Origin of the sequence: Limnohabitans sp. DM1 (assembly GCF_001269385.1) — a bacterium.
Taxonomy (GTDB): Bacteria; Pseudomonadota; Gammaproteobacteria; order Burkholderiales; family Burkholderiaceae_C; genus Limnohabitans_A.
The window spans coordinates 69,982-83,414 of sequence record NZ_CXOO01000026.1; the positions used below are offsets into that span (position 1 = coordinate 69,982).

Genomic DNA, 13,433 nt, shown 5'->3' on the forward strand with positions numbered 1-13,433 from the left:
GTCTTACGTTGAATCGGTTTGCGCCGCCATCCAAACATGCGGCACCTGCAAGATCACTTCGACCCCGGGGTGACGCTCAATCAGCTGGAACTTGCCGCCGATCTCGCGCGCCCGGTACTGCATGTTGTTCAGGCCGCGCCCCCGAACCTTGGGCAGTTGCAGGCCATGTCCGTCGTCACGCACCGAGACCGTGAGCACATCGGTGGGGGCATCGTAGTGCGCTGAAAACCACACATTCTGTGCGCGGGCATGCTTGAAGGCATTGTTGAAGGCTTCTTGAATCAGGCGCAGGGTTTGCAAAATTTGGCGTTGCGGCAAGGCAGGCAAACCCGCCAATTGGCTGTCCCAATGCAGCCGAGGACCGTTGCCAGAAAACCGACGCTCGAGTCGGTGACGCAAGTCAATCAGCGCCTCGTCCAGGGTGATGTGCAGTTGCCCCAATGTATCCACCACCAAATGCAAATCGGCCGTGATTTCGTGCAGAAACTGGGGGAATTCCTCGGGCCGAATGCGGCCCTTTTCGGCCAGCATGCGCACGCCCGCCAACTGCGAACCGAATCCATCGTGCATGTCGCGCATGAGTTGTTCGCGCTCTTGCAGTCGGGACTGTTCGAGTTGCTGTTTGAGCAAGGTGGCACGCGCACTTTCGGCTTCGCGCTTGGCATACACCATGGCGGTCTGGTCGATCAGGACCCCCTCGTAGAGCACTGCCCCGTCGGGCAAGGTTCGCGCCACGGCTTCGGTGCTGACCCAGCGCATCTCGCCACTGAAATGAGAAATCCGGAACTCCATGCTGAATGTGTCACGCTGATCCACAGAGCGGGTGATGAGCTGCCGCCAGGCAGCCCAATCGTCCACATGCAAAATGTCGAGCAGAGGTTGAGGATCGGCCAGAATGCTTTGACGGTCCAGCCCGGTCAGCTCCAAAAACCGTTGACTGACAAATAGAAATTTCCCTCGCTTGACACCCGGGCGATAGACCAGGGTGTAGGTGCCCACCGGAATGTTTTCCGTGACCTCATACGCCATGCGTTCTGCGGCACGCATCTCCAGCAGCTCACGGTCAATGCGCGACTGCTTGAGCGCTGTCGCCAGATTGCGAAAGAGCAAGGTGCCCATGGTCATGAGCATGGCACTGTAGGTGTAGGGAAACAGGAATCCCCCCTCAAAGTCGGCCCGGCCTGTCAGCCGCAGCCAATCGACCATGCCCGACAAGACCAAGATCAGCGCCATGCCAATGGTGATGAGCTTGATGGGATTGCGCGACTGAATGGCCCATCGAACCGAGACCACCAACAAGACCATGGCTGCAAGGAAAAAGGGCAGGAAAAAGGCAATCATCACGGGGCGATGGTTGCCACTGAGCCCCAGCAACATGGGCCCCACCACGGCAAAACCCACCAAGACCAGCACCATCCAGCGGCGCAATTTGTCAAACAATGACAGCATGGTGAGCAAGCCCATGGGGGTAGCCACCAGGCGTGACGAAAACACCATCCAAGTGAACACATCCACACTGACCACAGGGTTGCTCACCGTCAGGTTCAGCAAACTCAGCGCATGGGCGATGGCGGCAATCCCAAACCAAAGGTAAGCAGATTCTTTGCGCAACACCAAGCTCACCGCCAGTGACAAAAACCCCAGGACAGCACTGACCCATGCCAGGCCGCTCAGAAATTCGCTCTTGAGCCATTGAGACATCCAAAAAGCGCCGTCATGCAGCTCAACCAGATCCCCCACCTGAACTTTGGACAAACCATTCATTTGCCGCTCTGTGGCATAGATCTCCACTTCGATGATGTTGTCACCGGCATACCAAAGCCCGGGCGGTGGAGCAAACAGATTGACTTTGTGCAAACAACGCAGCTCTTCCAATTGGCCTTGGTCACAACTGTGGGAGAACTGGCCATTGATGTAGAGCGCGCCGGACAAGCTCATTTTGTTGACAAAAACCCCCAACTGCGTGGGTGGCAATTGCGACAAGGGCAAGGTCATGCGATAGCGCACACGGCTGCCTGCGGGCAAATAATCCTGTGGCTCCAGAATATGGGGCAGTGTCACCTCGCGGCGCCCGGCCAAGCTGCTCAACTCGGCTTTGTCAATGACCCATGTATGGGGTGCAGTGGCCCCTACCGCGTGACTGAATGTGGCGCCCCCAAGAAAGATCAGCAGCCAGGCCATGCAGCCTGCCAGGCGGCGCAGCGCATGACTTGGCCAGGGAACGAGGGCTTGTGAAACATCCATGCCCTGGATGGTAGCGCCTGTGCCCTGAGCAGATGCAACACCCCTGCACTCTCTCAGACCCCGAATTCGATGCGAACCTTCTTCTCCAGCTCTTGGACAGGCAAAGAGGTCAAGTCCAGTGAATGCCTGAGCGAGATGATTTTTTGAACGCCAGGGTCCAATTGCGACAACAGCTCCCCCATGAAGGGATCGGATGCAAACAAAACCAGATCGTGCACGCGGTGCGCCAACACAGCCTCTCGCAGCCACAGCGCCAATTGGTGTGCAAATTCAAGTCGTTCGCGGTGCTTGGGATCCATGCGCGGTGCCAGCCCTGTGCGACCGCCCATCGAATGACCCAAAGGTGCCCTTTCCAGCTCGCTGGCCAGCATGCTGCCCTCCGGGTGCATCCAGTCGGCCAGTTCGATCAATGGCGCCAACAAGCTGGTGCGTTCAAACAATCGGGCCACGGAGGCGTTGGCCGTCAAAATCCAGTGCTTTTGAGCCATATCGGCAGCCTTTCAACCAAAAGTTTCAAACTTGAATTTTTCGGGCTCAGGGCTTGTGGGTCAATTGATCAAGGGGTCTATACCCTTGATCGAACCTTCACCAGCGAACGCAACTGAGGCCCCCTTCGCCCGTGACGTGAGCCGTTTCATCGGAACGTTTTCATGGCCCCATTTGGGGCGACTGGGCCTGAGGGCAGCACATCCATCCAGGCAACGCCCAACACCACAGGCCGATGCTTGAGCGCATGAAAAAAAGGCTGCCAGGACTTTCGCCCTTGCAGCCTTTGTATCCAGAGGCCACTGCGCGCAGTGGCTCCGCCATGCGACTTATTTGCCGCCTGGGATCTTGCCTTCCACGCCCTTGACGTAGAACATCACGCCGCCCAGGAACTTGTCGTCGGCCACCGCGTCTTTGGCCAGCATTTCCTTACCGGCTTGGTCCACGATCGGGCCCTTCCAGATGGAGAAGCTGCCGTCTTTCAGACCGGCTTTGATCTCAGCGATTTTCTTTTGTGTGTCTTCTGGCACGTCAGTGGCCACGTTGACCATGTCGATCGCACCTTCTTTCACGCCCCACCAGGAAGCCTGATTACCGTTCCACTTGCCTTCCAGGGCTTCACCCACGGCCTTCACGTAGTAAGGGCCCCAATTGATCACGGCCGAACCCAAGTGGGCCTTGGGGCCGTAGGCGGTCATGTCGGAGTCCCAGCCGAAGGCACGCTTGCCCATTTTCTCGGCGGTCTGCAGCACAGCCGACGAATCGGTGTTTTGCATCAGCACGTCCGCGCCGCCGTTGATCAGCGAAGTGGCGGCTTCGGTTTCTTTCGGTGGGTTGAACCACTCGTTCACCCAGACCACCTTGGTCTTGATCTTGGGGTTGACCGACTGCGCACCCATGGTGAAGCTGTTGATGTTGCGCACCACCTCAGGGATTGGGATCGAAGCCACCACGCCCAGCGTGTTGGTCTTGGTCATCTTGCCCGCGATCACACCCGCCATGTACGCGCCTTCGTAGGTGCGGCTGTCGTAAGTGCGCATGTTCTCGGCGGTTTTGTAGCCGGTGGCGTGCTCGAACTTCACGCCCTTGTTGTCAGCTGCCACTTTGAGCATGGGCTCCATGTAACCAAAAGTGGTACCAAAAATCAGCTTGTTGCCTTGGGCAGCCATGTCGCGGATCACGCGCTCGGCGTCAGCGCTTTCTGGCACTTTTTCAACGAAGGTGGTGACCACTTTGTCGCCGAAGGCTTTTTCGATTTCCTTGCGGCCGTTGTCGTGCGCAAAGGTCCAGCCGCCGTCGCCCACAGGGCCCACATAAGCAAACGCAATCTTCAGGGGCTCGGCCTTGGCAGGCGCAGCAGCCGGGGCTTCAGCCTTGGGGGCTTCTTCTTTTTTGCCACAGCCGACCAGTGCGGCGGCTGCCACAGCGGTCAGGGCCACCATCTTGACGATGGAGCGCTTGGAGATGTCTGTCATGTCAGGTCCTTTTGAACAGGGTTACAGGGGTTGAAAAAACACAATTATGAACCGGGATAAAACGGTTTACCCAGCGAGGCCGGCATGTTCACGCGAATCCAGGTCGGGTTACGCGAGATTAGGGCCAACACCACGATGGTGGCGATGTAGGGCAGTGCCGTGAGCAACTGGCTGGGCACTTGCACGCCCACCCCCTGCAAATGGAACTGCAGCATGGTCACACCACCAAACAGGTAAGCACCCAGCAAGACCCGTGCCGGTCGCCATGTGGCAAAGGTGGTCAGCGCCAGCGCAATCCAGCCCTTGCCCGCCACCATGCCCTCGACCCACAGCGGGGTGTAAATCACCGAGATGTAAGCCCCAGCCAGTCCGCACAGTGCGCCCCCAGCCACCACCGCTGCCAAACGAATGCGGCGCACCGGGTAGCCCAAAGCGTGTGCCGAAGCGGGCGATTCGCCCACCGCCCGCAGCACCAAACCGGTGCGGCTTTTGTACAGGAACCAAATCAGGGCCAAAACCAGTGCCATCGCCCCATAAACGAGCGGGTGCTGTTTGAACAAGGCGGGCCCCACCAGCGGAATGTCGGCCAGATACGGCACCGCAAAATGGGGCCGGTCCGGTAGCTTTTCTTTCACATAGCCAATGCCCACAAAGGCAGAAAAACCCACGCCAAACAGACTCAGCGCCAGCCCTGTGGCGTATTGGTTGGTGCCCAACCAAATGACCAGCACCCCAAAAATGGCCGCCAACACTGCGCCAGCGCCCATGCCCGCCGCAAAGCCCAACCAGTCGTTGCCGGTGTGTACGACGGCAGCAAAGCCCGCGATGGCCGCGCACAGCATCATGCCCTCGGCCCCCAGGTTCACCACCCCGGCTTTTTCATTGATCAGCAAGCCCAAAGCGGCAATGGCCAGCACCGTCCCCGCGTTCAGGGTGGCTGCGATCAGCAATGCATACGACTCCATCACACGCCCCCTTTCTTGACCGCTACCCAGCGCAGACGGTAGGCCACCAGCGTGTCACACGCCAACAAACAAAACAGCAGCAAACCCTGGAATACACCCGTGATCGACTTGGGCAGGCCCAGGCGCGATTGCGCCAACTCGCCGCCGATATAGAACATGCTCATCAGTACGGCCGACAGCACCATGCCGGCCGGGTGCAAGCGCCCGACAAAGGCCACGATGATCGCGGCAAAACCGTAGCCTGCAGGCACATAGGGCGTCAGCTGCCCAATGGGCCCAGCCACCTCCAAAGCGCCCGCCAAACCCGCTGCGCCGCCCGAGACCATGAGCGCCACCCACAGCGCCTTGCGCGAAGAAAAGCCCGCATACCGCGCCGCATCAGGGGCCAATCCGCCCACCTGCTGGGCAAAGCCCGCCCGGGTGCGGAACAAGAACACCCACAGCAAGCCGGCACCCACCAGCGCCAAGAGCAAGCCCACGCTCACGCGCGAACCGCTCATCAAACGCGGAATCTGCGTGACCGCCTCGAAGGTTTTGGACTGCGGAAAATTGAAACCCGCCGGGTCTTTCCAAGGGCCATAAACCAAATAGCTCAGCACCATGTCGGCCACGTACACCAGCATCAGGCTGACCAAAATTTCACTGGCATTGAAGCGGTCGCGCAGCAGCGCCGTGATGCCCGCCCACAGCATGCCGCCCAGCACGCCCGCCAGCAACACGGCCAACACGATCCAGCGGCCCGTGTCTTTGTCGGCCAACAAGGCCACGCCCCCGGCGCACACCGCGCCAATGACAAACTGCCCCTCGGCCCCGATGTTCCAGACGTTGGACCGAAAACACACCGACAAACCCAAAGCAATGACCAAGAGCGGCGTGGCCTTGACCATCAGCTCGCCCAGGGCGTAGCTGGTTTTGATGGGCTCCCAAAAAAACATCTGCAGACCACGCACCGGGTCTTTGCCCAGCGCCATGAACAGCACCACACCCAGCAGCACGGTGAGCACCAGCGCCAGCAGGGGCGAGGCATAAGTCCACAGGCGCGAAGCTTGGGGACGGGGTTCAAGCCGCAGCATGTTGGGCTCCTTGTTGGGCAGTCGCGGCAGAAACGGCAGAAACGGAATCTGGCCACAAGCCGCTCATCCACTCGCCAATGCGCTCCACCGTGGCCTCGGCCCGCACCACCGAAGGGGACAAGCGCCCCTTGGCGATCACATGCAATCGGTCAGACAACTCGAACAATTCTTCCAACTCCTCACTCACCACCAGCACCGCACAACCCGCGTCGCGCAGCGCCAAAATCTCGGCGCGAATCTGCGCCGCCGCGCCCACGTCCACACCCCAAGTGGGTTGCGAGACGATGAGCAGCTTGGGAGCCGCGCTGATTTCGCGCCCCACAATGAACTTTTGCAAATTGCCGCCCGACAGCGACTGCGCGGCGGCATCCGGGCCAGACGCTTTGACCTTGAAGCGATCGATGATGCTGCGGGCCTGATCGGCCAGCGCCCCCATGCGTACCCAGCCGCCCGCGCCCACGGCCTCGCTGCGTGTGAGCAACAGGTTTTGCGACAGGCTGAGCGAAGGCACAGCGCCCCGGCCCAAGCGCTCTTCGGGCACAAAATGCAGACCCATCTGCCTGCGCGGCACCGGCCCCAAAGCCGCCACCGCCTGGCCCGCAAGGCTCACACTGGCCGCGCTACACTGCACGCCCGCCCGGGTGTCTTCACCCGACAAAGCCCACATCAGCTCTCTTTGGCCATTGCCCGACACCCCGGCCAGGCCCACCACCTCGCCTGCACGCACCTGCAGGCTGATGCCGTCCAGGTCCACGCCAAACGGGTCTTGCCGCGTGAGGCTCAGGCCCCGCACCGACAAGACCACCTCACCCGGCGCACGCGCCACGTGCTGCAAGGCCGGGGGCTCGGCGCCGATCATCAAGCGGCTGAGCGAGGCGTTCGTTTCTTCACGCGGATCGCACACGCCCGTGAGCTTGCCGCCGCGCAGCACGGTGCAGGCACTGCACAACGCCCGGATCTCGTGCAGCTTGTGCGAGATGTACAAAATGCTCACGCCCTGGCTGACCAGCTTGTGCAAAACCACAAACAATTTCTCCACCGCTTGCGGCGTCAACACCGAAGTGGGCTCGTCCAAAATCAAGAGCTTGGGCTCGGTCAGCAAGGCTCGGATGATCTCCACCCGCTGCATCTCGCCCACGCTCAGGGTGTGCACCGGGCGCTCGGGCTCCAGGTCCAGGCCGTATTCGCTGGCCTTGGCCACGATGCGCTCGGTCACTTCGGCCAGGCTCAGCGACTTGTCCAGACCCAGCCAGACGTTTTCGGCCACGGTGAGCGTGTCAAATAAGCTGAAGTGCTGAAACACCATGCTGATGCCCAGCTTGCGCGCTTCTTGCGGGTTGCGGATATTGACCGGCTGGCCGTTGAACACCACCTGGCCTTCGTCGGGTTTGACCGAGCCGTAAATGATTTTCATCAGGGTGGATTTGCCCGCGCCGTTTTCGCCCAGCACAGCATGGGCCTGGCCGGGCATCACGGTCAGCGACACGTCCTGATTGGCCACCACGCCCGGGTAGCGTTTGGTGATGCCTTGCAAAGACAAAAGGGGTGTGGTCATGTCTGTGGGTGTTCTTGTTGGTTTTGTCGTCAGGAAGATTCAGGCAGCTGTCGGGGGCGACAACTGCAAAGCGCTGATTTTCACCTGTTCTCGCAGCCAACGGGCCGCCTCGGCGTTGTGGCTGCGTTCGTGCCAAAGCTGGTAATAGACCATCTTGGGAAAAGGCACCGGGCATGGCAGCAAGGCCAAGCCCGAAGGCAGGTCGCCCTCGAGAAAGCGCTGGCAGTAGTGTCGCCCTGTGGTCAGCACAAGCAAACTCGATGCCACCATGCGCGGCATCAGGCCAAAGTGGGCGCAGCGTGCGGCAATGTGGCGCGACAGGTTCAGACGGTCCAGGTGTTCGTCGATCACGCCGCGCCAACCCGGATAGGCCGGCATAGGCGCAATGTGCTCGCAGGCCAACCAGTCTTCTTGCGTCCAGCCCCGGCGCACCGCTGGATGCTTGCTGCTGACGAGACACATGATGTCGTCTTCAAACAACTGGGCGCGGTGCAGCTCCTCGCTGGGCTGAGCCCAGTTGCCAATCACCACGTCGATCAGGCCCTGGCCCAGATCGTGCGCGTATTGGGCCTGCGCCGACAAGGCATGCACCTCGACCCGGCAGCCCGGCGCCAATGACTTGATGCGGGCCATGACCGAGGGCAAAAACAGCGGGTCCAGCGTGTCGCTGGCGGCAATGCGAAATGTCTCTTGCGCGTGGGCCGGATCAAACGCCCGAGCGGGCGAAAACAAATTTTCGGCCGATTGCAAGATTTGCGTGACAGGCCCCAGCATGCGCAAGCCCACATCGGTGGGCACCATGCCGGTGCCCGAACGCACCAGGATCGGGTCACCCGTCAGCTCGCGCAGGCGCTTGAGCGCCACCGACACAGCCGGCTGCTGCTGGCCCAGGCGCATGGCGGTTTTGGAGACACTGCGTTCGGTGAGCAAGGTGTGAAGGGTACGAATGAGTTGAAGGTCGATCTTGTCGAAAAGATGCGGCTGCTTCATATGAAAACCCAGATAGACCTTATGCCTTGGCGCACGCACATTTCAGGGTTAACCCTGGAATATTTGGTAAACATCCATGCTATTGGATTGCTCAGGCCCATGGCTTTGTCCCTGTTTTTCTCAGTGTTAGTCAGCACCGTTGTCAACCCGAAATGCTGTTGGAATGCAGGCGAATGTAACACTTGCGATTGTGATGAATCGCAGTCCAAGCTGAGCGCTGTCATTAGACACGCCAATACCGCAGACAGTGTCTGCGCAATTGCCGTCACCTGTTGGCTCCAAAAAATTGATCCCCAAAAAAAAGGCACCGTCTGGTGCCCAAATACCTTGAAGAAAAAACGGATTTCCACTTTTAATCCTATCCGGTGCCGAGCGCATACAAACGCTTGGCACCGGCATCGGATCAATGATCAGAAGTTGTATTTCAGTGAGTAAATCAACCCATCAGACAGGCCAACGGTCCCCAACTTGTTGTAAGCGTATCGGTAGGAGATGCCAGCCGTTGCCTGTTTATTGATGTTGTAGAAAGCACCGATACCACCGTTGTGGCCAACCGAACTGCCTGTCACTCGGTTTCCGTTGCCATCTGCCATAACCAAAAATGGATCCTTACGACCAAACTCGGTATCGTGCCACCATGACAAACGAACGTTTTTATCCAAGACCTGAAGGGGGTAAGAGGCGGTAAAGCCAATCATGCCGCCATTGGCCTTGCCACTGACATTGGTCTTGTACTCATTGCGAAAAGCGACGAAAGGCTTGATGCTGAGCTTGCCAGCCGAAACATCGGTCCCCAAGCCAAGCATGCGATCTTGATCGGTGAAACCATTGTCATTGAAGTTGTAAAACCGGCCATAAAGCATCACCGGCAGACCACTCACTTCGGCCATCTTGTAGCGACCGACCAACTTAAAGGCAGTGCGACTGTCTCGTGCTGGATCTGCCGCATTGTTTGGATCCTTGCCAGGGTTTTCGAAATCGATGAAGCCATAGATGTCACCCCAGTTCCCGCCTATGCCGCCTTCAATTTCCATGTAAGGGAAGCTCTTTTTCTTGCCCAAGCCGCTGTGACTTGTTTTGCTGACGGTCTTGTCGGTCCAATCCAAATACTGCACGCCGACATTGGCAAATGCATAGTCGGCTGCAGCATATTGGGGAGTGGCATAAGCTGCTACAGCCAGGCCACACACCGCCATGACGCGTCCCAGAGTAACCGGACGGCCTACCGCTGTATTTAATAATTTCGATTGCATGATGTCTCCTTCAGAGGTTAGTGGGGGCGTGACTGATCCTCGGGTGCCCCCGTTGATGAAATTACAAAAATGGAAAACTAGATGCCGTAAGGCACCCACACGTTTTTGATCTGGCTGGAATGACGAAGCAATTCATCTGCAGCTGCTTGCTTGTCACACCACCAGTCACGACCTCGGCCCCCATCAACCCAAGTTCTCTTGAGTGTGGATGCCGAAAGTTTCTCGATCTCAGCGCACCCTGATCGATCAGCTTGGTGGAACCAAACAGCGTCAACATCCGCGTGGGATGCGAGGGTTGCGCCCAGACTCATAGGGTCGCCTGTGATGAGGTTAATCACCCCACCAGGCACATCGGATGCTTCAATGGTCTTGTAAAAAGTCGTTGCGATGGTTGGTAGCACCGTGGATGGCACCGCCACAACCCGATTGCCTAACGCAATTGCCGAACAACAAAGCGAAACCAATGCGACCAATGGAGACTCATCGGGGCAAACAACACCGATAACACCCAATGGCTCGTGCAGTGCAGTCACCAGGCCATGAACTGGTGGCCTGTGGACGCGACCATCCAGTTTGTCTGCCCATGCGGCGTAAAGGAAAACACGTTCAATCGCTTTTTCTACCTCAGCCTTGGCATCGGACTCAGACATAACCGTCTTTAGTAAATCAACATAAATCGATTGCTGGTCGGATAAATTCTCTGCCATGAAGAACAAAACTTGCGCACGTGCATGGCTCGTTTGCTTTGTCCATGAAGTGGACTTGCGCGCAGCCTCTACTGCATTGCGAATGTCTTTTCTGTTGCCCTGTGAGACGCTACCAATCCAGTGATCGCCAGAAAAAATATCTTGGCTGTAACCACTGTCGGGGCGTGTTTGCGTTCCCCCCACAAAGAGCTTGTTGGTTTGATCAACGCCTTTGCGCGATGTATGCGAGATGGGTGATTTCTGAAATCTTGATGGCACCGAAGATACAGGGTCAGAGCGACGGCGCAAATACTCCAACATGCCTTCATGACCACCCTCCCGGCCAAATCCGGATTCCTTGTAGCCACCAAAACCACATGCAGCATCAAACTGATTAGCGGTGTTGATCCAGACAACGCCCGCCTGCACCCTCGGCGCCATTTCGAGAGCCACGTTAATGGACTCGCTCCAAATACTTGCGGCCAAACCAAATCGACTGTTGTTGGCCAATTCCACGGCCTCGTTGGGAGTTCTGAAGCTGGTCGACACCAAAACAGGACCAAATATTTCTTCCTGCATCAATGTTGAACAAGTCTCCAGACCTGAAATCAAGGTCGGCGGACAAAAGCACCCTTGCTCTGAAGATGCAGCTTCTGACTGGAAAACCTGCCCGCCTTCTTGCCTTCCCAGTTCGATGTATTGGCGAACACGTTGCAACTGCTCCGTGGAAATCAACGCCCCCATATCGGTGCATTTATCCAAGGGATCACCGACACGAATTTGCGCCATTCGATCACGCAACTTACTGAGAAACGAAGCCTCAATAGACTCTTGAACAAGAAGACGTGAACCGGCACAGCAAACCTGCCCCTGGTTGAACCAGATGCTGTTCACGACCCCCTCTACAGCGGCGTCCAGATCGGCATCAGCAAAGACGATGAACGGTGACTTACCGCCCAGTTCAAGACTCAATTTTTTACCACTGCCTGCGGTGGACTCACGAATGCGTCGCCCAACTTCTGTAGACCCCGTAAAAGCAATCTTCGCAACATCGGGATGACTCACAATCGCTTCACCCGTCGAAGGTCCACCAGTGACAAGGTTGAACACCCCCGGCGGCAAGCCAACCTCTTCACACAATTTGACAAAGTACAAAGCCGTTAATGACGTCAGTTCTGCAGGCTTGAAAACTACCGTGTTGCCAGCAGCCAAGGCGGGTGCAACTTTCCAAGCCAACATCAACAGTGGAAAATTCCAAGGAACGATCTGACCGACGACACCCAATGACACATGCTCAGGATATTGGTCAGACAGCAGCTGTGCCCAGCCTGCATGGTGATAAAAGTGTCGGATAGCCAAAGGAATATCGACATCACGGGTCTCGCGGATAGGTTTGCCGTTGTCCAGGGTTTCAAGCACGGCCAGCATACGACTGTGCCGTTGCATGGCCCGAGCCAGTGCGTAAAGGTATTTGGCGCGACCAAAGCCTCCCAAAGCTCGCCAGCCATCCAGTGCATCCGCAGCAGCGCGAACAGCATCATTCACATGTTTGGCATTGGCTTGCGCTATTTCAGCAAGCAAGGTGCCATTCGCAGGGTTGTGGGATTGAATGCGCTCATCGCTTTGGAGCCAAACGCCATTGATGTAAAGATCAAAAGACCTTTTGTGATCATCAAGCCATTTTTGCGCTGGTGAATCCGACTCTGGAGAAGGTCCATATTCCATGGTTTGGAGAATTTCAGTAACTGTAGGCATGTTTATTGAATGGTCATGGCATTGCATGTCGATGCGCTGCGGAATAAGAACCGGTGATGTGGTGCTCTAGTTGACGCTCAATGTCCGTCAACAAACTGGACGCCCCAAAGCGGAAAAAATGCGGATTCAGCCATTCATCACCCAGCTCTTCCTTCATCAACACCAGATACTGAAGTGCCAGCTTTGCGCTGGCTATGCCGCCAGCAGGCTTGTAACCAACTTTGTGTGTGGTCAACGCCGCGTAATCACGAATTGCACGCGTCATCACCAAAGAAACGTCCAACGTTGCGTTGACAGATTCTTTGCCGGTAGAGGTCTTAATGAAATCCGCACCTGCCATCATGCAAACCCAAGATGCCTTCGCAACGTTTTCAAATGTCTGCAGGTCTCCCGTTGCCAGAATGGCTTTGACATGTGCCTCACCACAAGCCTTGCGGTAGTCGCACATTTCCTGATAAAGCGCTTGCCAGTTTCCTTGCAAAACATGTTTTCGAGTGATGACAATGTCGATTTCCGCCGCGCCCGCCTTGACGGAAAGTTCGATTTCACGGAGCTTGGTTTCATGACTCGACAAGCCTGCAGGAAAACCGGTGGACACAGCTGCGACAGGAATACCTGTCCCCTGCAACACTTCGACGGCCGTGGGGATCATGTCGTGATAAACACAAACGGCCCCCGTCTTTAAACCGCCCTTAAGGCCAAGCGCGTCTAGCATGTCTTTCCTCAACGGATTTCTTGCCTTGGCACACAAACGCTTGACACGCCCCTCGGTGTCATCACCTGAAAGCGTTGTCAAATCCATGCACTCAATGGCACGCACCAGCCATGCCGCTTGCCACTCTTTTTTCAACGAACGACTGTTGCTGAGGTGCTGCGTTCTCCGAAGAATCGCGGGGTGATTAACGCGCAGGTTTTCTATCCAGGACAGATCCAGCGACATGCCAGGATTTC

11 protein-coding genes are annotated in these 13,433 nt (G+C 57.3%); all 11 read right to left on the reverse strand.

The window, feature by feature from the left end:
• Nucleotides 1-3 precede the first annotated feature (3 nt).
• The 11 genes from AMM33_RS10210 to deoC all read right to left on the reverse strand — a co-directional run bounded on the left by AMM33_RS10210 (nucleotide 4) and on the right by deoC (nucleotide 13,422).
• Nucleotides 4-2,244, reverse strand: a complete 2,241-nt coding sequence (locus tag AMM33_RS10210; RefSeq protein ID WP_090140994.1) for a PAS domain-containing protein — start codon at nucleotides 2,242-2,244, stop codon at nucleotides 4-6.
• A 53-nt stretch (nucleotides 2,245-2,297) separates the two neighbouring features.
• Nucleotides 2,298-2,732: a host attachment protein gene (locus AMM33_RS10215; RefSeq protein ID WP_090140997.1), complete on the reverse strand. Its 435-nt coding sequence runs from the start codon at nucleotides 2,730-2,732 to the stop codon at nucleotides 2,298-2,300.
• 327 nt (nucleotides 2,733-3,059) lie between these two features.
• A complete protein-coding gene (locus AMM33_RS10220; RefSeq protein WP_090140999.1) occupies nucleotides 3,060-4,205 on the reverse strand; it encodes a BMP family ABC transporter substrate-binding protein in 1,146 nt (381 codons plus the stop codon).
• 44 nt (nucleotides 4,206-4,249) lie between these two features.
• A complete protein-coding gene (locus AMM33_RS10225) occupies nucleotides 4,250-5,170 on the reverse strand; it encodes an ABC transporter permease (protein ID WP_090141001.1) in 921 nt (306 codons plus the stop codon).
• A complete protein-coding gene (locus AMM33_RS10230) occupies nucleotides 5,170-6,243 on the reverse strand; it encodes an ABC transporter permease (RefSeq protein ID WP_090141003.1) in 1,074 nt (357 codons plus the stop codon). The genes AMM33_RS10225 and AMM33_RS10230 overlap by 1 nt, the downstream gene beginning before the upstream one ends.
• Nucleotides 6,230-7,798: an ABC transporter ATP-binding protein gene (locus AMM33_RS10235; RefSeq protein WP_090141005.1), complete on the reverse strand. Its 1,569-nt coding sequence runs from the start codon at nucleotides 7,796-7,798 to the stop codon at nucleotides 6,230-6,232. Before AMM33_RS10235 ends, AMM33_RS10230 begins: the two co-directional genes overlap by 14 nt.
• A 39-nt stretch (nucleotides 7,799-7,837) precedes the next feature.
• Nucleotides 7,838-8,788, reverse strand: coding sequence for a LysR family transcriptional regulator (locus tag AMM33_RS10240; RefSeq protein ID WP_090141007.1), 951 nt, complete (start codon nucleotides 8,786-8,788; stop codon nucleotides 7,838-7,840).
• Nucleotides 8,785-9,138, reverse strand: coding sequence for a hypothetical protein (locus AMM33_RS10245; protein ID WP_090141010.1), 354 nt, complete (start codon nucleotides 9,136-9,138; stop codon nucleotides 8,785-8,787). The genes AMM33_RS10240 and AMM33_RS10245 overlap by 4 nt, the downstream gene beginning before the upstream one ends.
• A gap of 60 nt (nucleotides 9,139-9,198) precedes the next feature.
• Nucleotides 9,199-10,041, reverse strand: coding sequence for an outer membrane protein OmpK (locus tag AMM33_RS10250; protein WP_090141012.1), 843 nt, complete (start codon nucleotides 10,039-10,041; stop codon nucleotides 9,199-9,201).
• Nucleotides 10,042-10,118: 77 nt separating this feature from the next.
• Nucleotides 10,119-12,452: an aldehyde dehydrogenase family protein gene (locus AMM33_RS10255; RefSeq protein WP_090141301.1), complete on the reverse strand. Its 2,334-nt coding sequence runs from the start codon at nucleotides 12,450-12,452 to the stop codon at nucleotides 10,119-10,121.
• Nucleotides 12,453-12,495: 43 nt separating this feature from the next.
• On the reverse strand, nucleotides 12,496-13,422 hold the full coding sequence (deoC, locus tag AMM33_RS10260) for a deoxyribose-phosphate aldolase (protein ID WP_090141014.1): 927 nt from the start codon (nucleotides 13,420-13,422) through the stop codon (nucleotides 12,496-12,498).
• Nucleotides 13,423-13,433 lie beyond the last annotated feature (11 nt).